General features: G+C 41.6%; 23 protein-coding genes. 10 read left to right on the top strand and 13 right to left on the bottom strand.

Features of this window, described 5'->3' with window-relative positions; genetic code table 11:
- Window positions 1-9: 9 nt before the first annotated feature.
- The 8 genes from BMW98_RS15005 to BMW98_RS14975 form a co-directional block, all read right to left on the bottom strand.
- Window positions 10-1,650 (bottom strand): hypothetical protein, encoded by a 1,641-nt coding sequence (locus tag BMW98_RS15005; protein WP_090259394.1) that lies wholly within the window; start codon window positions 1,648-1,650, stop codon window positions 10-12.
- Window positions 1,650-2,030: a hypothetical protein gene (locus BMW98_RS15000; RefSeq protein ID WP_090259393.1), complete on the bottom strand. Its 381-nt coding sequence runs from the start codon at window positions 2,028-2,030 to the stop codon at window positions 1,650-1,652. Before BMW98_RS15000 ends, BMW98_RS15005 begins: the two co-directional genes overlap by 1 nt.
- Before the next feature lie 237 nt (window positions 2,031-2,267).
- Entirely contained in the window at window positions 2,268-2,903 is a 636-nt protein-coding gene (locus tag BMW98_RS14995) for a peroxiredoxin (protein ID WP_090259392.1), read from the bottom strand.
- 114 nt (window positions 2,904-3,017) lie between these two features.
- Window positions 3,018-3,395, bottom strand: coding sequence for an SdpI family protein (locus BMW98_RS14990; RefSeq protein ID WP_090259391.1), 378 nt, complete (start codon window positions 3,393-3,395; stop codon window positions 3,018-3,020).
- The gene (locus BMW98_RS14985; RefSeq protein ID WP_090259390.1) at window positions 3,395-3,607 is read right to left on the bottom strand and encodes a zinc ribbon domain-containing protein; all 213 of its coding nucleotides are present in this window, start codon (window positions 3,605-3,607) and stop codon (window positions 3,395-3,397) included. Before BMW98_RS14985 ends, BMW98_RS14990 begins: the two co-directional genes overlap by 1 nt.
- A gap of 1 nt (window position 3,608) precedes the next feature.
- Window positions 3,609-3,773 carry a type II toxin-antitoxin system antitoxin gene (locus BMW98_RS14980; protein ID WP_090259389.1) on the bottom strand — a complete coding sequence of 55 codons (165 nt, stop codon included), beginning with the start codon at window positions 3,771-3,773 and terminating at the stop codon, window positions 3,609-3,611.
- 2 nt (window positions 3,774-3,775) lie between these two features.
- Window positions 3,776-3,919, bottom strand: coding sequence for a hypothetical protein (locus BMW98_RS20505; RefSeq protein WP_162844713.1), 144 nt, complete (start codon window positions 3,917-3,919; stop codon window positions 3,776-3,778).
- A gap of 3 nt (window positions 3,920-3,922) precedes the next feature.
- On the bottom strand, window positions 3,923-4,774 hold the full coding sequence (locus BMW98_RS14975) for an SPFH domain-containing protein (RefSeq protein WP_090259388.1): 852 nt from the start codon (window positions 4,772-4,774) through the stop codon (window positions 3,923-3,925).
- A gap of 129 nt (window positions 4,775-4,903) precedes the next feature.
- Here BMW98_RS14975 and BMW98_RS14970 point away from each other — a divergent pair, with 129 nt between their 5' ends.
- The 6 genes from BMW98_RS14970 to BMW98_RS14945 all read left to right on the top strand — a co-directional run bounded on the left by BMW98_RS14970 (window position 4,904) and on the right by BMW98_RS14945 (window position 12,863).
- Window positions 4,904-6,010 carry an alanine racemase gene (locus BMW98_RS14970; protein ID WP_162844714.1) on the top strand — a complete coding sequence of 369 codons (1,107 nt, stop codon included), beginning with the start codon at window positions 4,904-4,906 and terminating at the stop codon, window positions 6,008-6,010.
- A gap of 79 nt (window positions 6,011-6,089) precedes the next feature.
- Window positions 6,090-8,507, top strand: a complete 2,418-nt coding sequence (locus BMW98_RS14965) for an ABC transporter permease (protein ID WP_090259386.1) — start codon at window positions 6,090-6,092, stop codon at window positions 8,505-8,507.
- A gap of 124 nt (window positions 8,508-8,631) precedes the next feature.
- Entirely contained in the window at window positions 8,632-9,636 is a 1,005-nt protein-coding gene (locus BMW98_RS14960; protein WP_090259385.1) for an endonuclease/exonuclease/phosphatase family protein, read from the top strand.
- Between the two features lie 30 nt (window positions 9,637-9,666).
- Complete coding sequence (locus BMW98_RS14955; protein WP_090259384.1) at window positions 9,667-9,858, top strand: PspC domain-containing protein; 192 nt, start codon at window positions 9,667-9,669, stop codon at window positions 9,856-9,858.
- 10 nt (window positions 9,859-9,868) lie between these two features.
- Complete coding sequence (locus BMW98_RS14950) at window positions 9,869-11,491, top strand: hypothetical protein (RefSeq protein WP_121505248.1); 1,623 nt, start codon at window positions 9,869-9,871, stop codon at window positions 11,489-11,491.
- 1 nt (window position 11,492) lies between these two features.
- Window positions 11,493-12,863 carry a DUF5723 family protein gene (locus tag BMW98_RS14945; RefSeq protein WP_090259382.1) on the top strand — a complete coding sequence of 457 codons (1,371 nt, stop codon included), beginning with the start codon at window positions 11,493-11,495 and terminating at the stop codon, window positions 12,861-12,863.
- Here the strand turns inward: BMW98_RS14945 and BMW98_RS14940 are convergent.
- Entirely contained in the window at window positions 12,860-15,166 is a 2,307-nt protein-coding gene (locus tag BMW98_RS14940) for an efflux RND transporter permease subunit (protein ID WP_090259381.1), read from the bottom strand. The two genes, BMW98_RS14945 and BMW98_RS14940, sit on opposite strands and share 4 nt — an antisense overlap.
- Window positions 15,167-15,196: 30 nt before the next feature.
- Here BMW98_RS14940 and BMW98_RS14935 point away from each other — a divergent pair, with 30 nt between their 5' ends.
- Window positions 15,197-15,991, top strand: a complete 795-nt coding sequence (locus BMW98_RS14935) for a thymidylate synthase (RefSeq protein ID WP_090259380.1) — start codon at window positions 15,197-15,199, stop codon at window positions 15,989-15,991.
- Here BMW98_RS14935 and BMW98_RS14930 read toward each other — a convergent pair.
- Window positions 15,969-16,790, bottom strand: coding sequence for an aminotransferase class IV (locus BMW98_RS14930; protein ID WP_162844715.1), 822 nt, complete (start codon window positions 16,788-16,790; stop codon window positions 15,969-15,971). The genes BMW98_RS14935 and BMW98_RS14930 overlap by 23 nt on opposite strands.
- 83 nt (window positions 16,791-16,873) lie before the next feature.
- Here BMW98_RS14930 and sdaAB point away from each other — a divergent pair, with 83 nt between their 5' ends.
- The 3 genes from sdaAB to BMW98_RS14915 are packed head-to-tail and all read left to right on the top strand — an operon-like array spanning window position 16,874 to window position 20,387.
- On the top strand, window positions 16,874-17,551 hold the full coding sequence (gene sdaAB, locus BMW98_RS14925) for an L-serine ammonia-lyase, iron-sulfur-dependent subunit beta (RefSeq protein WP_090259378.1): 678 nt from the start codon (window positions 16,874-16,876) through the stop codon (window positions 17,549-17,551).
- 9 nt (window positions 17,552-17,560) lie between these two features.
- Complete coding sequence (locus BMW98_RS14920) at window positions 17,561-19,021, top strand: TolC family protein (RefSeq protein WP_090259377.1); 1,461 nt, start codon at window positions 17,561-17,563, stop codon at window positions 19,019-19,021.
- Between the two features lie 4 nt (window positions 19,022-19,025).
- Window positions 19,026-20,387, top strand: coding sequence for an efflux RND transporter periplasmic adaptor subunit (locus tag BMW98_RS14915; RefSeq protein WP_090259376.1), 1,362 nt, complete (start codon window positions 19,026-19,028; stop codon window positions 20,385-20,387).
- Window positions 20,388-20,502: 115 nt separating this feature from the next.
- Here BMW98_RS14915 and BMW98_RS14910 read toward each other — a convergent pair whose 3' ends face one another.
- The 3 genes from BMW98_RS14910 to accC are packed head-to-tail and all read right to left on the bottom strand — an operon-like array spanning window position 20,503 to window position 23,843.
- On the bottom strand, window positions 20,503-21,072 hold the full coding sequence (locus tag BMW98_RS14910; RefSeq protein WP_090259375.1) for a Maf family nucleotide pyrophosphatase: 570 nt from the start codon (window positions 21,070-21,072) through the stop codon (window positions 20,503-20,505).
- A complete protein-coding gene (locus BMW98_RS14905) occupies window positions 21,056-22,345 on the bottom strand; it encodes a DUF1015 domain-containing protein (RefSeq protein WP_090259374.1) in 1,290 nt (429 codons plus the stop codon). Before BMW98_RS14905 ends, BMW98_RS14910 begins: the two co-directional genes overlap by 17 nt.
- A 1-nt stretch (window position 22,346) precedes the next feature.
- Window positions 22,347-23,843, bottom strand: coding sequence for an acetyl-CoA carboxylase biotin carboxylase subunit (accC, locus tag BMW98_RS14900; protein ID WP_090259373.1), 1,497 nt, complete (start codon window positions 23,841-23,843; stop codon window positions 22,347-22,349).
- Window positions 23,844-23,845 lie beyond the last annotated feature (2 nt).

The following is a 23,845-nucleotide window of genomic DNA, read 5'->3' as shown; positions in this document are numbered from 1 at the left end:
TTTACGTTTTTATGTGGTTTGAATTTGTTTATACTGATCTATTAATTGTTTGAAAGACTTTGCCAGTTTGAGCAGAAAAATAGGCCAAGCCACTGCTGCTCCAAGTAGTAAAAGTCTTATGGTTTTAAAGAGCATGGCAATGAGCAAAAGACTGAACTTAAGCGATTGTACCTTCTCATTTACTTTCGATTTATGTGTGTTTAGTATGGTTGAATCTAGGTTTTTAGCCAGGTTGAATACATCGGAATCTGAGCTAAACTGCGTTAAAATATTCTGGTTTGGATTTCCAGAGAGAACCACCGTTTTGCCTAGTAAGAATTTCACCCCTTCTATAAAGTGCTTGGCGGCTTCTTTAATAACCTCGTAAATCTTTTTAAGGAAGTTACCTATAAAGGATGCCACCTTGCCAACAGCTTTGGCTATCCAACCAAATATCCTTTTGGCAAAGCGGAATATTTTCTTGAAAAAGCCCTTGATTCCACTAAATATTCTACCCAAAAAACCTTGCTTGACAGCGGCAGACTTGCCGTCTCTCACATTTGCTATTCCTTGATGAAAGTTGGTGTTGAATGCGGCTTGTTGCTCAGGGCTTGCTCCTTGATAGCTCGCATTAATGGATTCTAGCGTTTGAATGGTTTTGTCGGATTGTGACTGTTCTACTTTGTATTTATTCAAAAAGAAAATGGTGTTGAAGGCAACAATGCCTTCTTTTTCAACCAATACAACCAGCGCTTTTTTCTCATTAATGTCATCACCGGCTTCATTGTAGCTATCAATTACCTGCAGTAAACTCTGAATGGTGACAGGTCCAAGGTCTCCATCAAGCTTTCCATGATAAAAACCAGCCATCCATTGATGGATTTGAATCAGTCGAATAACAAAACCGTTGTCTGAATTTTGTGCCAATTCGTTGACCGAATCCATGTCTACTCGGTCATCGTTTCTTTTAAATATGGTTTGCTTTAGTTGTTCGAATACTTCGGGGTATCGGGTGAGCTCCCTTTTTACTGAACGTTTAAAGGCACCAGTGTAATTCTCCAATTTGTGTGGCTTACCATCTGTGCCCTTTAGCTGACTTAGCGTAGCTGGGTTAATCTTAAAAATAGAAACTGGGTTGCTATAGCCTTTGTGCTGAATGTATTTAACAGTGAACTGTTGCAGGTCGGCCAGTAGGTTACAGGTTGTTAACAGTGACTTTCCGATCATATCGGCTAGTTGGGTCAAACCATGGTAGGAGGTGGCATTGTAGTACGTGCTAACAGGGTTGGTATAAACACCAAGCAGTTTTAGTCTATAGTGTATAATTCTAACTTTTAAGTCCTGATCACCAAAGTTGGGTAATGCCTTGAATGTTAGGCCCTCATCTACATCAAGGCAAAGCTGCAAAAGTCTATTATTTAGCTCGCTTCCATAAATTTGGGTGAGTTGTGAGAGTTCTTTACTGCTTATGAGCTGTGCACTTTTGAATTCGGTACTAAACTGTTGCATGGCAGTGTTCACTTCTTGCTCATTAATGAGAGAAGTCTGGTCATCAAATGCTTCGAGATAGCCCAAGTCGCCCAGTTGTTGTGCTAGGTCTGTAAGTTGGCTGCTTGCCTTAGGAAGGTATTCTTGATGGAGTGTGTCTACTATGTCCTGAATGCCGGACATCAATCCAATTTAAGGCCAACCATGTTGGTTATCATCTCAAATGTGGCTTTTCTGGCTTCCATGGCCGATTGTACCATAGCCTGATGCGCCTGAATCAGTGTCTGATCTTGGCTAGTTAGGTTCGATTTTACAATATTGGAAGCATCCGAATCAATCTCGAAGCGTGAGTAAGCCACAAGGTCTAATTTAGATTCTAAAGTGGCCGATGTGCTATCGAGTAACGATTTCACTTTAAATGGTGAATCGCCTTGTTCTTTAAAGTCGCTAAATGTGAGGGTGAAATCTCCTGTGTAAGTGGTTACTTCTAATGAGGCTAAATCGTCAATTGCATCTCCGATTTTGTCAGCCAAGTTTTTAAGTCCGTCTCCTAATTTTGACATGGTGTGTGTTGTTAATATTAATGGATATGAAAGTTAAGTAATCGGCTACATTTTAAAAAGAGAAAAGTTTAAACACGAAAAAGAGGCTGTCTTAAATGCTGGCCGTCAATCCCGACTCCGATCGGGAATCCCTTTAAATTGGCTCTTAAGCCTGATGGAGATTCCCAGTCAAGCTGAGAATGACGAAACTAATAGCATTTGAGACAGCCCCTTTTACCTAAAACATCAGCTGATGTTTTATTTGTTAGGCTGCGGAGTTGTTCTTAAATAAGGTTTAACCACTTTGTGCCCTTTTGGAAATTTTGCCGGAATATCTTCGGTAGCAATTGCTGGAGATACAACTACGTCTTCACCATCTTTCCAGTCGGCAGGAGTTGCTACGCTGTAATTGGCAGTAAGTTGTAGTGAGTCAATCACCCTTAAAATTTCCAAAAAATTTCTACCTGTAGAAGCAGGGTAGGTGAGTGTTAACTTCACTTTTTTATCCGGCCCAATTACAAATACCGAACGAACGGTTAGCGTATCGTTGGCATTTGGGTGAATCATATCGTAAAGGTTGGCTACCTTTTTATCCTCATCGGCAATAATCGGAAAGTTCACCGAGGTGTTTTGTGTTTCATTAATGTCGTTAATCCAGCCCTTGTGCGACTCTAGCCCGTCTACAGATACCGCAATAGCCTTAACGCCTCTTTTTTCGAATTCAGACTTCAGTTGCGCTGTTCTGCCAAGTTCTGTGGTACAAACTGGCGTATAGTCTGCTGGGTGCGAAAACAGCAAGCCCCAGCCATCGCCTAGCCATTCATGAAAGTTTATGGTTCCCTCTGTGGTTTCTGCTGTAAAATCTGGTGCTATATCACCTAATCTAATTGCCATGTCGTTATCGTTTTTAAGTTTACTATGTGTTGAGAACGAAAGTTAGATTATATAGTTCAATTGCCCTATCGAAATTATAGGGTATTTAATCTTTGTTAACATTTAGTGCTGGGTTCAGTCAATGGGGTCGAACCCTGGTTTCGGAGAACCATCCTTATTAAAGCGTTTTCTAAGTTGTATTTCAGTGGCAGCCAGCACTACAGTTATGCCTAATGTAAGTACACCTGCCATAAGTAGTATGCCAGTTTCATTTGGCAACATAAAAAAGGCAAAGACTTGAAAAGTTAGACTTACAATGGTGCTATATGCCATGAGTTTAGCACTGTATTTATTGGCGAATGCCCATGTTTCTTTCGACTTGAAAGACCATTTGGTTCGGTAGCCCAATAACTTGTTGGGCTCTTCAGTGTCTACTAGGCGCATTAAAACGGCTGGTAGAATCGATGAAAAGGCGAACATTACATGCACGCCAATGAGCATTCCAGTATTCATTACGAAGTGAAAAAGTCGAAAATTGTTGATATGGTGGAGGCTTTGTCTCCTTTGTAAAACTCTGTGTAGCCACAGTTGCGGCACGACACTGCCGTGAATCTTCTGTTTTGTAAGTCGAAGAACCTGCTTAGTCCCGTTCCGGTAGTAGAGATGGTGTCTGTATCGAAAGCGCGATTTCCGCATTTAGTACATGTATAGTTCTGATGTTGCATATTACTCTTCTTTACTTTTTTTCAATCTATTGGCTTCTTTCAAAGCCTTGTTTACAATCCATTCCATTTGTCCATTAGTACTCCTAAACTCGTCAGCAGCCCATTTTTCAACGGCTGCTAATAAGTCAGGATCCAGGCGGAGTACAAATGGTTTTTTCTTAGCCATAATTAATGCTTGTCTTTGCCGAGTACTAAGTAAAAGTCACCCAGCGATGCCACAATTCTCCAGCCAGACATGGCCATTTCATTCAGCTTTTTTTCAAACTTCTCTACCTTTTCAAAAGGTCCTTTTTGAATGATTTTATACTGCATAATTTAGTGATTTAAAGTTCCTGTGTTTACTACTGGCGATGCCGATTTATCCGAGCATAGTACAACCATAAGGTTACTCACCATGGCTGCTTTCTTTTCCTCATCAAGGTGAACAATGTCCTTTTTGTTCAATTCTTCCAAGGCCGACTCTACCATTCCTACGGCACCTTCCACAATTTTGTAACGAGCTGCTACTATAGCTGTGGCTTGCTGGCGTTGTAACATGGCGCTGGCAATTTCTTCTGCATAAGCCAAGTAGCCAATTCTGGCTTCAATTACTTTGATACCCGCAATGGCCAAGCGTTCTGCAAGCTCTTTTTCCAAGTCATGATTTACTTCTTCCATGCCCGAACGCAAGGTAATTTCCGTTTCGTCCTCAAAATCGTCATAAGCAAAAGAACCGGCTAATTTTCTTACCGCTGCGTCACTTTGAACGCGCACAAAGTGGCTGTAGTCGTTTACTTCAAAAGCAGCTTTGTAGGTTTCTTCTACCTGCCAAACCAGAATAACACTAATTAGAATGGGGTTACCCAGCTTGTCGTTCACCTTTACGCGTTCGCTGTCAAAGTTGTGAGCTCGCAACGATACTTTTCTTTTAGAATAAAATGGGTTTACCCAGTAGAAACCGTTTTTCTTAACCGTGCCGCGGTAGTCTCCAAAGAATACTAAAACGCGCGATTGGTTAGGTTGAATGACAAAGAACCCGGGCAGTGAAAACAAAAATAGAATAAAGCATAGCCCGAATAATGGGTTTTTGAACATGGCAATACCTGCAATGCCTATGCCTAATACGATAAAGGCTATCAGCAGCATGCCGAAACCGGAAGAAGGCTTAAAAGTTTTTTCTGAGTTCATAGTGTTTTGATTTAAAGTGATATCAAAATAATATCAATAAGTAATCAAATATACGGAGTGTTTTTGAAAAGGTTATGAAAGTTGAAAATGTAGCATGAAATGGTGCTGGGGTTCGCTAAATTGGCGCTTATGACAAACATTACCCGCCCTACGCTTTTACTGGATACCAACAAAATGATAAATAACCTGGACAGGATGCTTACGCGCGCCAGCAGGTTGAATGTTGAATTGGTTCCGCACTTCAAAACGCATCAATCCAAAGAGATTGGTGAAATGGTAAAGGCTAAGGGAGTTGAGCGATGTACTGTTTCTTCAGTGAAAATGGCGCAGTATTTTGCCCAATGCGGCTGGAAGGACATCACAGTGGCTTTTCCTTTCAACCGTTTGGAGATAGCAGCGATAAATGAAATGGTTTCGGCAGGAGTAGCGCTGACGCTTTTGGTGACCGATGTTGATACTGTTCGGGTAATTAACAAGCAGCTGAAAGGGAATGTGAACCTAATGATTGAACTAGATGCAGGCTATGGTCGGTCGGGCATTTCTACCGAAGATGGTGAGGCTATAAAAGAAGTGGCTGAAACCATTGAACGCCTTGAAAAAGTAAATTTTTACGGATTGTACTGCCACCCCGGAAACACCTATCATACCAATGCAATTGAAGAAATCAGACAGATATGGGCTGCAGCAATTAAGAAGGTAAATTTTGTGCGCCATAACCTACAATCTATCAATAGCAGCCTAAAAGTGCGGATGGGAGATACGCCCGGTTGTTCTGTGGTAGAGGATATGAATGGTGTAGATGAAATCGGCCCAGGTAACTTTATTTTCTTCGATTTGGTAATGAATTACCTCGATGTTTGTGATGAATCGGACATAGCCGTTTGCGTTGCTTGCCCTGTGGTGGCAAAAAATGCTAAAACCAATCAGGTGATTGTGCATGGCGGTGGTGTTCATTTTTCTAAAGACCACCTATTCGATGAACAGGAGCAGAAGTTTTTTGGTGAACTGGTAGTGCTTGAAGATGATGGTTGGTCCGCTATTATTCCTGATGCCAAGCTGGTCTCGCTTTCTCAAGAACATGGTGTGCTGAAAGTTAGCAACGAGGTTTTTGAAGAGATAGAAGTAGGCGATGTTTTGGGCTTTTTACCGATTCATTCGTGCCTTACTGCGAACCTAATGAAAGCGTATCAAACCCTTGATGGTCAGGTGTTCGAGCATATGGAGAAAGTTTTTTAACCCATGCAACTTTAACATAGTGTAGAGCGTCTTGTCGCTATATGGGCACTTTGTGCCTAGGTCAAAAACCAACAACACTATGTTAAAAAATTACCTCAAAATTGCCTTCCGCAGTTTGCTGAAGGACAAATTCTTTTCATTCCTGAATGTTACAGGGCTTGCAATTGGTATTGCTTGCTGTTTGCTTATTGTAACCTATGTGCGTTACGAATTGAGCTTCGACAAGCATTTTGAAAATCAAGAAAACATCTATCGGGTCGTTATTGAAGGTCGCTTTAACGGCAGAGATTTTACAGGTGTACAAAACCCAGCACCAGCGGGGCCAACGTTTCTTGATCAAATTCCCGCGGTAGAACAAAAACTTCGTTTTCGTGGTACTGGCGATTGGATTGTTGAATACCAGGAAAAGGTGTTCAATGAGGGGGACTTAGTTTTCACTGATGAGACATTCTTTGATGTATTCAAAGTGAACATGATAGAAGGAAACCCAGAGGAGGCGCTTACTAGAAAGAACCATTTGGCCATGAGTGAAACCATGGCTAAAAAGTATTTTGGCGATGAAGATCCTTTAGGCAAAACGCTAAAACTGGATAATGCAGCTGATTGGACGGTGGCCGGTGTTTATGAGGATATTCCTGATAACACGCACTTTCATTTCGACTTCCTGCTTTCTTTTATTACCCGCGAAAATGAATACAACGGCCAGCAATGGCTAAATCAGAATTACGAGACCTATTTGGTGCTAAATCCAAACGCCACAACAGCTGATGTTGAAACACAGATGAATGACATAGCGATTGAGCATATGGGGGCAGAATTGAAAATGTACCTCGACATGACTTTCGATCAGTTTAAGGCGGCCGGAAACAATTTTAGGTATTTCCTTCAGCCTTTGGCCGATGTGCACCTAAAGTCAGCAGGCTATGGAGGTGGTTTTGAGCCGGGCAGTGACATTACTTATGTGTATATATTTTCGGCTATTGCGGCATTCATTCTGGTTATTGCTTGCATTAACTTTATGAATCTTTCTACCGCACGCTCTGCCAATAGGGCTAAGGAAGTAGGTATTAGAAAGGTTCTGGGCTCAGTACGATCGCAGCTTATCGGTCAATTTATCTCAGAGTCGGTACTCATAACCCTTATTTCTGGGTTAATAGGCTTGGGCTTGGCCATGCTGATATTGCCTTTCTTTAACAATTTCGCAAGTAGAGAAATGGTGATAGAACCAATGCAGACTTTGCCAGCATTATTGACTGGTGCATTGTTGGTTGGTTTTTTAGCAGGCTTATACCCTGCGTTTTTCCTTTCGGCTTTTAGTCCTGTAAAGGTATTAAAGGGTAACCTTAGCATGGGGATGAAAAGTGGTGGTTTGAGAAAAGTATTGGTAACCTTTCAGTTTTCGATTTCCATACTTTTGATCATCGGTACTTTCAGTATCCTCAATCAGCTGCAATACATTCAGAATAAGAACCTTGGTTTTGAAAAAGACCAAGTACTGCTCATTCATAATAGCTATTTGTTGGGCGATAATATTGCGGTATTTGAAAATAAAATTGAGGCAAACCCAAACGTTTCTCAAACGTCAAAAACTTGGTATTTGCCTACATCAAGTAGCCGATCTTCTACGGTGTTCTTTCCCGATGCCGTTATTGATCAAGACAAAGGTGTGGTTTCGCAGAATTGGAATGTAGACCACGATTATGCGGAAGTATTTGGCTTAAAAATGGTCGAAGGCCGATTCTTCTCAGAAGATATGCCGACTGATTCTATGGCTATGGTAATAAACCAAACGGCCGCCAAATCCTTTGGTATTGAAAGCCTTGATGATGCCATAATTGGCGATTTTAATGAAGATGGATCCGCTTTAGATAGATATAAAGTGGTCGGCATTTTTGAGGATTTCCACTACGAATCCTTACGTGAAGAGATTGGGCCAATGATTTTGCGATTGGGTCAATCAAATGGTTATATGGGCATTAAGTTAAATGCTAGCAATTATCAGCAGGTGATAGATGAGGCTCGAAATTCATGGGATGAAATGGCACCAGGACAGCCGTTTGAGTATACATTTTTAGATGACAGGTTTACCAATATGTACACTGCCGAAACGCAGCTTGGTGATATATTCTTGATTTTTGCGGTGCTAGCAATTGTGATTGCTTGCCTTGGTCTTTTTGGTCTGGCCGCATTTACAGCACAGCAGAAGACTAAAGAGGTGGGTATTAGAAAAGTACTAGGCGCATCGATTTCGCAACTTATTTACATTATGAGTAGAGAAGTTTCTGTTTTAGTGTTGATCTCATTTGTGGTGGCATCGGCTGCAGGCTGGTATGGAGTGAATCAATGGTTGCAAGGTTTTGCATACCGACCGCCTGTAAGTGTTATGGTGTTTTTGTTGGCGGGTGCAGGAGCCTTTGTAATAGCACTCCTTACCATGAGTTATCAGTCTATAAAAGTGGCCGTGGCAAACCCTGTTAAGGCTTTGCGTAATGAATAGGTGAAAGAAATTTTAAAAATTAAAGTAAAGAAAGAGAGGTGGTTGTAATACAATCACCTTTTTTCGTTTTGATAATACAAGAAAAGCACCTTAAACTTGTTAGTACAGTGAATTGCCCAACTTCATGAAATCCTTAACGCGCTTTGCCCTTACTAGCTGGTTTGTTCTGTCATTATTGGTTTATGGCAGTGTTTTGGTTTCTCCCAAGTGGGTGGCTTATTCTGCCTTGGTTTCGGTTGGGGTGCCAATAATTGTGGTGGCCAACTTGTTGCTGCTCATTGCTGCAGCTATAATGAAAACCACCAAAGCCTTCTACTTTTTGGTTTTACTACTTATTGCCATACCATTTATTAATGTGGGGATAAGTTTTTCTGGGAATGACGACCTTGAAGAAGACGGATTGAAAATTCTTAACTACAATGTGAAGTTCTTTGTGGATGCTAGAAAGGATAATTATTCTGGGATCATTAGTTGGATAAATGCGGAAGACCCGGATATAATCTGTTTTCAAGAATTTCAGCCACAAACAAGTCTGGTGGAAAGAATTAGGAAGAATGGTAATTATGAAGAAGCTATTTTTAAGGATAGGTCTAACTTGGTTATTTATTCAAAATACCCCATTCTAGACAAGGGCTTACTCTTGAAAGATTCGGAACTTAATAACATACTTTATGCCGATATAAATGTTAACGGAGACACCATAAGGGTGTATAGTGCGCATTTGGAGTCTATGGGGATCAATCCTGATAAGATTCAGAACCCAGATGGAATTAGGCATGAATATGAGTCGGTTAAAATGAAGTTTTTGAGGGCTAGTAATTCGCGCACTGAGCAGATAGACCGAATGCTGGTTCATGCAGAGAACTCGCCTTACCCAGTGTTTATTGCAGGTGATTTTAACGATGTACCCTTTAGCTACAACTATTTTAAAATCAGACGAAAGTATAGCAATGCTTTCGAGAAGAAAGGAAAAGGGTTAGGGGTTACATATAACGGGAAGATCCCGTATTTGAGGATTGATAATCAGTTCTTTAGCGATAGTTTCAAGCCCAAAGCTTTCAGGACTATCAACAACGTTTATTTCTCTGACCACTTTCCTGTAATCGGAATTTATGAGATATCTCGTTAAATTCGGGTTTCAATCAGTAAAATAAGGTGTATGAATAGCGATAAACTCCATCGTTCTCGAGGTGATAAAATGATAGCTGGGGTTTGCGGTGGTTTGGCCAATTGGCTTGGCTGGAGCAGCACAACCGTTAGAATTCTCTACGTACTTATCTCTTTGTTTAGCGCAGCATTTCCGGGGCTTATCGTGTACATCATCTTATGGGTAGTAATGCCTTCTGATTAACCCTTCAACCATGAAAAATTTACGACAACTACTGGTGTTGCTAGCCATTATGCTAAGCACATGGGCATGTAATATCAGTTACTTCGAGGATCCATCGTTTGCGGATGATGTTGTGACTTGGGATCCCACAATAGCCGTTTCTCTAGGAGAGATTGACTATACCATCGACCAACTCTTTGAGTCTTTGAACGATGGAGGTGCGCAAATTGGCACCAACGAAAACGATGTAGTGACTGTAATTTACCAGCAGACCCTGCAAGCGCAAGATGCAGCTGAATTCCTGCAGATACTAGATCAGAACTTTGGCGGCTCGGCACCTTCAAACACCACTATTGTAAATGCTCCGGTAGCAACCACAGAGAATGTAGTGGAGGTTTTTGAGTACGATATTTCTGTAAATCAAGGAGAGGAGTACGATAGCCTACAGTTTAGCGAGGGAAGTTTGGCTATGGGGTTAAACTCAACCTTTGACAATCCGGTAGATTACACGGTGACAATTCGCTCTTTGTATGACGGAACAAGTGTGGTTGTGGAATCCGGTCAATTGCCGCCCAACTCTTCACAGCAATGGCAGTTCAGTCTTGCAGGCTATATGGGTTACTTTCATTTAGATGCGGATGGAAATCCATCTCGCAATAAACTAGTACTAGAAGTTGACTATACCGTAAGTGTGCCGCAAGGTGGTAGTATGGAGCCAACTGATGCAGTAGATTTTGAGTTATCAATTCTTGACGCTGAGTTCTCACAGGTTTTTGGCGATATCGGATCGAAGACCTTGGATACAGATTCTCACCAGTTTGAACTGGACTTTTTTGCGACCTTGGGAGAAGGAGACTTGGTTTTTGCAAACCCAAAAGTACACCTCAATTTCACTAACAGCTTTGGATTTCCTATAGGTGTTGATTTCAATGATTTTGTGGCCGTTGACCAAGACGGTAATCTAGTGCATTTGGAAGGAGATGTTATTGATGATCCAAGTTTGGTTGTTGGTCCTACTTTACAAAACATTGGAAATGCAGAGACGACTAGTGTGGTTATAGATAACACCAACTCTAATATAGTTGATTTGCTGTCCATTAAACCACAAAGGATTAATGTAGAAATGGGGGCAGTATCCAACCCTTGGTATGGGCCAGATCAGTACAATTTTATAGAAGAGGCCAGTGAACTTGAAGTGAACGTTGATATTGAAATTCCATTCAATATGAGTTTTAATCAAGTAGTGGCTTCAGAGCTTTTGTCTTTTAGTAATGCCGATGCGCTTGATAATGCCAAAAGGTTGCTGTTGCGTGTAATGTCTGAGAATGATATGCCAATTGGTGGTTCTGTTGAACTACAGTTTCTTGATGATAATGAGAATGTACTCTATGTAGTGGATGAGCGTCCAGCTTTTGCAGGCGCGCCAGTTGGAACAGATGGGAGAACTACTCAATCGGTATCTTCAACTACCGATGTGGAAATAGATGCCGATGCGATAGATAAGATTAAAGAGTCGACTCAAATTAGGGTATTGGCTACTTTAACTACTACCAATGCCGATCAGGGAACTGCCGTTAGGTTTTTCGAAGATTACCTGCTCAATATAGCTTTGGCTATTCAAGCAGATGTTAAACTAAACTCAAGCGGTAACTAAAATGAGAAAGCTAATAATAACTATCGTTTTGGTGACTGTGACCTGTTTAGGGCTAAATGCACAGTCTTACTTCGCATTTTACGAATTGCGCGATGTGGTGCATCAAACACAAACATTACAGCCTGCTTTCATTCCAAACAACTCGCTTACGGTGAGCTTGCCAGCTTTAAACTTCGGAACAAGTTTTCAAGGAGATTTTAAACTGGAAGAGTTTTTCTACAGGGAGCCGGGCGAGAATGATTTTACCGTAAACTTTAATGTGCTGAGGGCTGCTGCTCAAGAAAACAACCACCTTAACACCGACATTACCAATAACTTAATGCATATTGGTTTAAAGACGAAAAAAGGTGGTTTTTCATTCTTTGTGAACATGCGCACCGTGGTTAATGTGGTGTACAAAGAAGAGTTTATGGACTTTTTAGCCAATGGCAACGGCAATAGAATTGGCGAAACTATTGACTTTAGCGGAACAAGGCTGAAGCTAAACGGAATTACAGAGTACGGGGTGGGCCATACGCGTAAGTTTCTGAAAGATAGGTTGGTTGTAGGGGCTCGTGTAAAACTCTTGAATGGTGTATTCCATGGTTCCATTTCTGATAATTTTAGTGGCAGCTTAACTACTCATCAGGATACTTATGCCTGGAGCGTTACAACTCGAAATGGCAGCATAAATACTGCCGGGTTCGATTATTTAACTGATAATAATGATGCCGGAGACAAGGAGTTACTTCCATACGCTATTTCAAATGAGAACACAGGCGTGGGTTTCGATATTGGTGCCAAGTTCGATGTATTGGATTGGCTAAGGGTAGAGGCTGCATGGAATGACATCGGTAAGATTAATTGGAAGGAAGAAGTAAGAAACTACAATACTGCTGACGGAACCGTTGAGTTTTCAGGTGTAAACCTAAGAGGGCTTGATGATTTGGAGAGTGTGGTAAAAGATAGCTTATTGAATAAATTCAACTCTAATGAAACGGAGAAGGAGTTTTCAAGCGCAATTGGTTCTAGGCTGTATTTTACGGCCACGGCCAATATTACTCCCAAGAATAGATTCTCCCTTACATACTTTAAGAGCAATGCCTTGGAAGAAATTCCGGCCAGTTATGCGCTTTCATTCAATCATAGGCTAGAGAAGTTTGTGTTTGCTGTGGTTGGCTCGTACCGTGGTGCTAATCACGAAATGAACTTAGGAGCAAGTATTGGTTCGGATATTGGCCCAGTGCAGTTGTATATGGCGCTCGACAATGCTTTGGTAATTAACAAGCCCGAGCAATACTCCAAAGCCGACTTTAGGTTTGGTATAAACCTTATGTTCGGCTACAAAAAGTGGCGTAAATCACCCGATATAGTTGATTTAGATAAACTCTAAGATTTTTTACTCCCCATGCCCAACAGTATGGGGAGTATTATTATATCCAGTACCAAGGCGATTACGGCTGCTATTACAATAAAAAAGCCTAGATAGTATGCCCCCGAAAAGACTGAAGTTAGCAATAGCGAAAAGCCAATCGCTATAATAAGCGTGGTGATCAATATGCTTTTTCCTGTTGAGAAGAATGTTCTTTCTACTGCCGAATTAGCCTCAAGCTTGCGTTCTTTTTCTATCTGGTATCTGGCAATAAAATGAATGCTATCGTCTACCGCAATGCCAAAAGCCACGGTAAACACAATGGCTGTAGAAATATTCAAATCTATGCCTAAAAGCCCCATTAAGCCGAATAGTAGCAATACGGGCAATGCGTTTACCAACAATGTAAGCAGTCCAATTTTTAGGCTTCTGAAAAAGGCTAAAATGAAAACAAAAACCATGATTATGGCAAAGCCAAGTCCTTTGGCCAACGAGCCAGCCACATAGCGGTCGGTTTTATCTATTAGAAAAGAAGAACCGGTAAGCGAAACGCTGAGTTTTTCGGAATTAATTTCTTTCTCTAAGAAAGCATTCAAGTCTTTGTTGAGTGTATTGAAATGATGGCTTCCCAAGTCTTCCGTTCTACCTAATATTCTAAACTGAAGTTGATCTTCGGTGAAAAGATAACTCCGTTCCTCATTCAAGCTAGGGCTAAAGAAATAGCGTTTTATTTTCCTTAAGTCCTTTGTTTCTGGTATTGCATATTTGCTTGTGGATGCTCCGTAAATTCCTGAATTCAATCCTTTAATAATGTTGAGTGGAGATTGAATGTGTTTTACTCCATAATTTTCCTCCAGATAGCTTTCGAGCCGCTCTAGTTGCTGCAATGTTTCTAGGTCGAATAAATCGTCAGGAGTAGATAGGGTTGCAACCATTTCAAAGGGGCGAAAACCATCAAAGTTCTTATCGAAGTAAGCTACGGTTTCCAAAATGGGCTCGTCTTTTTGCAAGCCTACATTAAGGCCGGTGTTAATTCTAAGCAGGGGTGTGCCTAGCATAATAGCTATTGAAGCCAAGGCTGTTACCGCTACAAACCCTTTTTGGTATTTAGCAATAAGCAGGTAAAGTGAACTTAGAAGTGCATTCCATCTGTCAGCACTTTTGTCGCTGCGTTCTATGGGCTTTGGTAAAAAGTATAGCAAGGCGGGTAGAAAAATAAAGGTGATTAAAAAGGCAAAAACCACACCTGAGGCAGTATACATGCCGAATTCCCTAATGGGTTTGATTGGGATGAACAACAGGCTTAGGAAGCCAATGGCTGTAGTTATGGAAGTAAGGAAAGTGGCCTTACCTATGGTTTTAACCGTAGCATTTATGGCGCCTTGTACTGTGTTGCCTTTTTTTAGAAAGTCATCAAACTTATGGGCAAAGTGCACCACATCGGAAAGTGCGACAATTAGGAGTATCGCGGGAATCATTACCACCATGGCATCTACTTGCTTGCCTGTTAATACCATAAATCCGAGAGTCCAAATAATGGTTAAAAGCAAAACAGAAAGTGGGAGTAAGAGCCCTTTAAAACTCCTAAAGAGAAGTATGAGAACGAGTAACACGGTTACAAAACCCAATATGAGTAGCCTGCCAAGCTCCGTTTCCAGTAGTTCGGTAAACGCCAGTTGTATTTGAGTTTTGCCAGAAACGTTGTGATTCTCGAATCCTTCGTTTTCCAAATGGTCGGTTAGCTTGGCTAAAAACACATCTGATGCCTCTTTATCGGCAAATTTGATGTGCTCTAAGAATAGCATGATGGACTTTTGCTCTCGGCCAAAAAAGTTGCCCATTAAGCCAGACTCCTCAATGATTGTTTCGTTCAGTTCGGTTTTGGGCAATAATGGCACCTTGTTTACACCAAACGGATTGATTTGAAATTTAGCTAGCTCGAAGGGACTGCGGACTTCGGTTACTTCAGGCCAGTCTTCCATCGACTTTTTAAGTGTATTTACCCTTTCGATAAATGTTGTGGTATAGGCTTCTTTGGAAGGTAGAACCACAAACAGGAAGTCGTTATACAGGCCAAATTCCTCAGTGAGTTTATTGTAACGTTCTAGGTCGGCATCTCCTTCCGGGAAAAAGCTATCAAAGCTATAGCTGAATCTGAGCTTTGGTAATTGGCTGGCAAACACTGCGGTAAGTAGTGCAAGTAGCAATAGGCAAAAAGTAGCTTTTTTGGCGTTAAAAGATTCATAGAAACGCCAGAGGGTTCGTAGTCTAAAAACTTTGTCTTCTGCCTTCCCTTTACTGACTTTTTGCGTTAATTTGTTCATTAATTCAAATCTATAAATACCAATCAAATTATGAGACAGTATCACGACCTGATGAAGCACATTTTAGAAAATGGAGTAGATAAAAGTGACAGAACAGGTACGGGTACACGTAGCGTTTTTGGTTATCAAATGCGATTTGATTTGGCTGAGGGCTTTCCTGTAGTTACTACAAAAAAACTTCACTTGCGTTCCATTATTCATGAGCTATTGTGGTTTCTACAGGGCGATACCAACATTAAGTACCTAAAAGATAATGGGGTGCGCATTTGGGACGAATGGGCAGATGAAGATGGTAACCTTGGGCCTGTATACGGATACCAATGGAGAAATTGGCCAGCACGAGATGGTGGCACCATCGACCAAATTACCAAGGTGGTTGACAATATTAAAAACAACCCCGATAGCCGCAGACTCATTGTTAGTGCTTGGAATGTATCCGATGTTGACCATATGGCGCTGCCTCCATGTCATGCACTTTTTCAGTTTTATGTAGCCAATGGCAAGCTTAGCTGCCAGTTGTACCAGAGAAGTGCAGATGTCTTTTTGGGCGTTCCGTTTAATATAGCCTCATATGCTTTATTGGTGCTTATGATTGCGCAAGTTTGCGGACTTGAACCAGGTGAGTTTGTACACACATTTGGTGATGTTCATTTGTACTCCAACCATTTTGAACAAGCTGAACTGCAGCTATCTAGGGACTTTAGGCCACTGCCAACAATGAAGTTAAATCCTGATGTAAAGGATTTATTCGACTTTAAGTTTGAAGACTTTGAGTTGGTAGGTTACGATCCACACCCGCACATTAAAGGGGTAGTTGCGGTATAAGTTCTTTAAGGGTTTCCTTCGGGCTACTTTTTTCAAGGCCTAAGAAACTACTGAAGTAGCTAATGCCACTTGCGTTGCTTGCAAATATGCTGTCGGCATGTTGCAATGCATCTACAGTGAATTTTCCTGTGTTTACTTTATGTGCATTTTGAGCGAAAAGCGCTATGAGCTGCTTTCGCATTACACCTTCAATACATCCAGTTGTTAAGTCAGGGGTGAAAACATTGTTGCCATTTATCCAAAACACGTTAGCTAAATGTGTTTCGGCAATGTTCCCGTAAACATCGGTAAGTATAATTTCGTCTAGCGCCTTTTTGTCTTTTTCAATTCCGGCCAACACATAGGGCATGGCACTCATAGTTTTTGCAAAGGAAATAGGAGAGAAGTTGGTATGTACGCTTTCACTTAATCCAAGCTTTCCACCATTTCTAAAGAAAGGTTTTTCAGCATGCTTAACCTCAATAAGATAGCTGGCATCTGTTGAACTCGGGCTATATAAGCCGCCAGTGTTGCGCCAAAGCATTATTTTGGTTCTAACCGTCTGGCTCAATTCGTTTTCGGCCTGAAGTTGTTTAATGGATGCTTCGATAAAAGTAACCGTAAGTTCGCTAGGGAATTTAATGTTCAGAACATGGCAAGCGCGTTGGAGTCTGGCTAAATGAAAATCGATTAAGTTAAATCTTTCGGGGCCTGTAACAATTGTTTCAAAGAGGCCGTCTCCATAGCAAAATGCTCTGTTGGCTAAATCCAAGGGCACAGCTGAGGTATCAAATGTTCGCGAGTTAAATATTACTTTCATGGAGGGTATCAACCTTTCAAACATAAAGAGAAATTGGGAAACTAATATTTATCTAACATTGAACTTGTAATTTCACGCGTATTATGGCAGAACAAAGTAGTGTATTTGATATGATTGGCCCGGTAATGATCGGTCCGTCTAGTTCGCATACCGCTGGTGTGGTACGTATTGGTAGGGTGGCAAGAAAGCTTTTAGGAGCGCCAGCCGTTAGTGCCGAAATTACATTCTATAACTCCTTTGCGAGAACTTATGAAGGGCACGGCAGCGATAGAGCGATTATTGCTGGGTTGTTAGACTTTAAAACAGATGATGTGCGCATTAAAACCGCTTTTGACGAAGCGGAGAAGGCAAACTTCGAGTTTAAGTTCCGCTCTGTTGGCAATGCCAGTACCATGCACCCAAATACGGTAAAGGTAAGCGTGTCGAGTGCATCGAAAACAATTTCGGTTGTTGGGGAAAGCCGTGGAGGAGGCGTGATCAAAATTTCTGAAGTGAACGGGTTTGGAGTGGGTTTTAATGCCAACCTTTCAACGCTCATTTTGTTAGCAGATGATAAAAAAGGAGCAATTGCATTTATAGCCACGGTTTTAGCTAATGACGATTGCAACATTGCCTCCATGTCGGTTACGCGTAAGGGCAAGAACGACCGGGCTTGTCACATTATAGAAATTGACTCTAAACCACCACAGGTAACACTCGATTATTTGAAGCACCTGAGCTGGATAAAAGAAGTAACATTTATTCCGGATATAGATTTTTAACAAAAGGACATGAACTTAAAACGATTTGTAGGGAGTTGTATGTTGGCGTTTCTGGGGGCTACAGCCTATGCACAAGACTCGCTGTTTACAACCACTCCTTGGACCCTCGAACAGTGTATTAATTATGCTTGGGAGAACAACCTAAATGTGAAGTCTTCCGAGCTTTCTCAGCTCGATAACGAGATTCTACTCAAGCAATCAAAGCACAGTTTGTTGCCAAACCTTAGTGCTGGTGGTAGTGTTGGTAAATCATACGGTCGTTCTATCGACCCTGTAACCAACAACTTCGTTAGCCAAGACTTTACCAGTGGAGGTATTTCAGCAAACGCCAATGTTACGCTCTATCAGGGCGGAATTCTTCGAAATACCATCAAACAGAACGAACTGAATTTAGAGGCTAGTACCTTCGATTTAGTAAAAGCGAAAAACGATATTGGCCTAACCGTAGCGACTAACTTTCTAAATGTGCTGTTGAACAGAGAGCAGTATGATAATGCTAAGTTTCAGCTTGAGATCGTTCAAACTCAACTAGAGCGCACATCTAAGTTGGTTGAGGCTGGGTCAAGTCCTTTAACCGATAAGTTAGACCTTGAGTCTCAGGTAGCCACAAGCGAGGTGCAGTTAATCAATGCAGAAAATGCACTCAATATTGCGTTGCTTAATCTTAAGCAATCTATGCAAATGCCTGCAAGCGAGCCGCTAAACATTGTAGCACCGGAAATTGAAATTGAGCAAGTGCCTATGGTTTCTGAAACTTCGGACCAAGTTTTTCAAGTGGCACTAGAAACTCAGCCTGAAATCCAAAGTGCTGATTTAGGTATAGAAAGCAGCGATATGGGAATTAAAATACGCAAAGGCGCATTTCTGCCTTCTTTGAGCGTTAGCGGTAGTCTATCTACCAACTACTCTGACCAGGCAAGACAGATTAACGGAACTAGAGACGTTACAATTCCATCAGCGAATATTGGGTTTGTTCAAGGAACGAATGAACAAGTATTTTCAAATGGATCTGTACAAACCGTGCCTGTTTACAGCGATAGCTATAGTGTAGGAGATCAGTTTAACGACAACTTGGGTCAGTCTTTCAGGGTGAACTTAAACGTGCCGATTTTCACAAGACTGCAAAACAGTTCGAACCTACAGCGTGCTAAAATTTCTAAGCAAAGAGCAGAAATTAACTCTCAGAATGTTAGAAACACGCTTAGACAAAATGTAGAAACTGCTTATACAAACGCATTGGCAAGCCACAAATCTTATGAGGCTTCTGAAAAAAGGGTTACTTCTTTGGAAGAAACTTTTAGAGCGACTGAGCAGAGATACAATGTAGGTAACGCCAACTTTGTAGATTACCAAATTGCGAGTAATAACCTATTTGCAGCCCGTACAGATTTAACCCGATCTAAGTACGAATACATTTTCAGGGTTAAGATTTTAGATTTTTATTTAGGAAAACCGATTACATTAAAATAAGGTCATGGCAAAAAAGAAAAAAGGATCGAACCGCTTAGTCTGGATATTGCTTATTGCAATTGGCGCAATTCTGATTGTAGCTATTGTTGGCAAGCAGGCTGGGGTTATTGGTAAAGCACCAACCCTAAAGGTTGAAATGGCTGAGGCCAAAAGAACAACTATAGTTGAAAAAGTAACAGCCTCAGGGGTTGTTCAACCAGTTACCGAAATCATCATTAGCCCAGATGTTGCCGGTGAGATTGTAGAACTCAACGTAAAAGAGGGTGACGATGTGGTGCAGGATATGATTTTGGTGAAAATCCGCCCTGATCAATTGCAGTCGGCATTGGATAGAGCCAGAGCAAACTTAAACCAGCAGCGTGCAAACTTGGCATCTGCTAAAGCCAACAAGTTGAGAAACGAAGCTCAATTAACGCAGACAAAATTGGCCTTTGAAAGAGCAGAAAAGCTTTACAAAGAAAAGGTAATGTCTGAGTCGGACTTTGAAACTGCCAAGGCCAACTACGAGGTAGCTAAATATAACTTGGATGCATCTGTAGAAAGTGTAAAAGCTGCCGAATACATTGTGCAGTCGAGCCAAGCAACTGTAGACGAAGCTGCTGAGAACGTACGTTTAACCACGGTTCGTGCTCCTTCTTCTGGTACAATCTCTAAGCTGGATGTTGAGCAAGGTGAGCGTGTGGTTGGTACTTCGCAAATGGCTGGTACAGAAATGATGCGCTTGGCAGACCTTAATAAAATGCAGGTGGAAGTTGATGTGAACGAGAACGACATTATTCGTGTAGGTTTAGGAGATACAGCGATTATCGATGTGGACTCTTACACCAGCATGGAGAAAACCTTTAAAGGGATTGTTACTTCTATTGCCAATACTGCGAATGCTAAAACTTCGGCCGATGCTGTAACAGAATTTAAAGTGGAGATCAGAATTTTGAATGAAAGCTTTAGCGATTTGCTTTCTGAGATTCAAGGCCCTTCACCTTTCCGTCCGGGTATGACAGCCTCTGTTGAGATTATTACAACAACAAAGGAGAATATACTTTCTGTGCCTTTGGCTGCTGTAACCACGCGTAACCCTAAGTTGAATACTCCAACAGCTGAGCTGTCTGACGAGGAGAAAGCACGTGTTAAAGATGAGGATATTAAAGAAGTAGTATTCGTTAACGATGGTGGAAAAGCAAAAATGGTTGAAGTAAAAACCGGTATTTCTGACTTTGACAATATTGAAATTCTTTCAGGAATTGAAGAGGGGCAAGAAGTGATTTCGGGGCCGTTCTTTGTGGTTTCTAAAAGAATTAAAGATGGTGATGTAGTAGAGAAACAAGCAGGAAAAACTTCTGTAGCTACAACCTCTACCGAAGAGTAAGTAAAGCATTAATGCTATTCAAAGCCTTTTCTGAGCAATCGGAAAAGGCTTTTTTGTGGATCTTTGCCTAAGGTTAGTCTGGAGCCTTTCTCCAAGAGGTGTTGTCACCTCTGGTTTAGAAGCTTTCTAAAAGCACCGTGTAAAGTTTCTGCAATGGTAGGCCCATTACATTGTAATAATCACCCTCAATTTTAGTAATACCAATCATCCCTATCCATTCCTGAATGCCATAAGCACCAGCCTTGTCAAAAGGCTGGTAAGTGGTGATGTAGTGATCAATCTCAGCTTTGCTAAGCTGCTTAAAGTGCACAATGGTAGTTTCGCTGAAGGAGATCGTTTTTGCCTTGGTTTTTAAGCAAACACCCGTCATAACCTCATGGCTTTTGCCAGAAATAAGCGAGAGCATTTCAGCTGCTTCTTCAACGCTTTCGGCCTTACCGAGTATTTGATCTCCGACTTTTACAACGGTGTCTGAAGTGAGCAAAAGCTCATCTTCGGCTAGGTCGTTAAAAGCTTCAGATTTTTTAATGGCAATGTATTCCGCCACTTTGTTTGCGTCTAATGCTGAAGGAAACGACTCGTCAATTGAACGCACTTTAATACTGAAATCTAACTCCAATGATTTCAGCAGTTCTTGCCTTCGCGGAGATTTTGAGGCTAGTATTACTTTATAAGGTAAATTCATCTTCTTTGATTGATCCGAAAAGATAACCACAAATAACCTTAGGGTAGAAGTAGGTAGACTTTTGTGGCAAGGTGTGGCCTGAAGCACACACTTTTTCTACGGTCTCCATGTCCAATTCTTTGGTGATTAGAGCGCATTGCGCTTCTCCTTTGAGGGTTTTCTTTACGCATACGGCAAAGTTTCGCTCAAACGAAATATGTGGGCTTTTTCGTTGGTCTTTACCCGGTATTCCCAAACACTTTTCAATTACAAAGTAGTGCATTACCGTTAGGTCCAAGTCTTTTAAAAGCTGTGGGAATTTCCAGTTCAACTTTTCATGAACTTCTGGCTTTAGACGAATTTTGTACGCGTCATCGCCAAAAAGCAGTCCAAATGCCCACTTTTTACCCAATATGATTTCGTGAATGTCATATGGATCGGCCAGTGGTTTTATATGGAAAAATTCACCTAGCTTTTCCAGCAATTCTTCTTGGCTAAAGTCTTCTATTCTATGGATCAGGCGATGGGTTGGCAGAATGCGCAAATCATCGGAAGCCCCGTTGGTTAGGTACATCATATGAAAGTTATAGCCTTCAGCACCAGTATGATTGGCGTTGTTAGCCATGCACTCTTCTCTATACTGAATGGAGCTTTCTAGCCTGTGATGGCCATCGGCCAGTATGATTTTTTGCTGCTTTACTTTGTTAGCAAACTTCTGAATTACCTTGTAATCGTGAATTACCGCCAATACATCGCGCACGCCTTGGTAGTCTTCGCTATCATAAATAGGTGAGCGCATGCTCTCGTCCATATATTGCTCCAACTCAAAATCCTCATCTCTGTAAAGCCCATGCGTAGGGCTCACATTCAATTCTGTAGCCCGCAGTACATCTACACGGTCTTTAACAGAGTGGGGAATGGTATTTTCGTGCCTTAAAATGTCAGAGTCTGGCTTGCCCCAATCAGTGGCTTCTATCATGCAGATAAAGCCCTTGCGGGTAAGCGGTTTTGTGCTACCAGGCAGTGTAAAGTGCTGATAGTAGACATAAATAGCAGGCAGCGGATCTTGCTTTATAATTCCCTCAGCCTTCCATTTGGCAATGGTCTCATTAGCTTTTTCGGGCGTGTCGGCCTGTAGCGGCACACTTAAATGAATGCTGTTTATCTCGTTTTGATAAAGTTCATCGCGCTGCCGCTCATTAATTACATCGAAAAGGGGAGAGGTTAACTCCCCAATTTGCTGCCCAAGCTTGTTATTGTATCGCCATGCTTTAAATGGTCGTATGTTGGCCATATTAGTCCCGTGCTCTTAATTGCCACTTGCTTTCTTCTTTATTTGCATTGGCATTGTTGGCTTTTCTATCTTCTTCGGTAGCTACTAAAACGGCTAGCGCAATAGCCATTTTTTCATGCTCTGCATCGTACTTATCTAGCATTTCTGGTTTGTAGTGCTCTTCCACAAACTTGGTGTTGAATTTTCCCGATACGAAAGCTTCGTGCTCCAATACAAAATGACAGAAATCCAGGGTGGTGTTAATGCCAGAGATATGGTAATCGTCAATCGCTTTTAGCATACGCTGAATAGCCTCTTCTCTATCTTTTCCATGCGTTACCAATTTGGCGATCATAGGGTCGTAATAGATAGGGATGTCCATGCCTTCTGTAAAACCATCGTCCACTCTTACACCTTCTCCTTTTGGTATTCTATAGGTGTTTAGCATTCCTGTATCGGGCAAAAAGTTTTCCCTTGGATTTTCTGCATAAACACGTACTTCTAGTGAGTGTCCGTTAATTTTAAGTTGGTCTTGGGTAAAAGAAAGCTTTTTACCTTCAGCCACCCTTATTTGCTCTTTTACCAAATCTATTCCCGTAATTTCTTCCGTTACAGGGTGCTCTACTTGAAGCCTGGTGTTCATTTCTAAAAAGTAGAAGTTGAGTTGCTCGTCAACAATAAATTCTACTGTACCAGCGCCATAATAGCCACATGATTTGGCCACACCTATGGCTGCTTCGCCCATTGCCTTTCTCTTTTCAGGTGTAAGAATGGCCGAAGGCGCCTCTTCAATTACTTTTTGATGCCTTCTTTGAATAGAACACTCGCGCTCAAAAAGGTAGACCAAATTACCATGTTGGTCGCCAATTACCTGAATTTCGATATGTCGGGGAGAGGTAATGAATTTCTCCACGAACACTGCCGGATTACCAAAAGCGGAAGCAGCCTCACTCATAGCACGCTGCATTTGTTCGCCCAGGTCTTCTTCGCGATCAACCACGCGCATACCTTTTCCGCCACCACCAGCGCTTGCCTTGATTAGCACTGGGTAGCCAATTTCTTTGGCGATTTTCTTTGCTTCTTCTACATCTTCCACGGCATGATCTACCCCGGGTACCATAGGTACATCGTATTTTGCCACCGTGTTTTTAGCAGCAAGTTTGTCGCCCATTACCTCTATGGCGTGCTCCGAAGGACCAATGAAAATGATGCCGTTTTCGGCTACTTTTTTGGCGAATGCTGCATTTTCCGAAAGGAAACCATAGCCCGGATGGATGGCATCAACGCCTAAATCTTTACATACTTCTATAATCTTATCCATTTTTAAATAAGACTGTGCAGAAGGTGCAGGGCCAATATTTACGGCTTCATCGGCCATCATTACATGTGGTGAACCACTGTCGGCTTCGCTATACACTGCCACTGTCTTAATGCCCATTGCTTTGGCCGTTCGCATTACCCTAACGGCAATTTCTCCCCGGTTGGCCACAAGGATTTTTTGGATAGATTTTTCAGTCATAG

Origin of the sequence: Roseivirga pacifica, assembly GCF_900111145.1 — a bacterium.
Lineage (GTDB): Bacteria > Bacteroidota > Bacteroidia > Cytophagales > Cyclobacteriaceae > Roseivirga > Roseivirga pacifica.
Note: the sequence above shows the minus strand (reverse complement) of the source record. Positions and strands in the feature narration are given on the sequence as shown.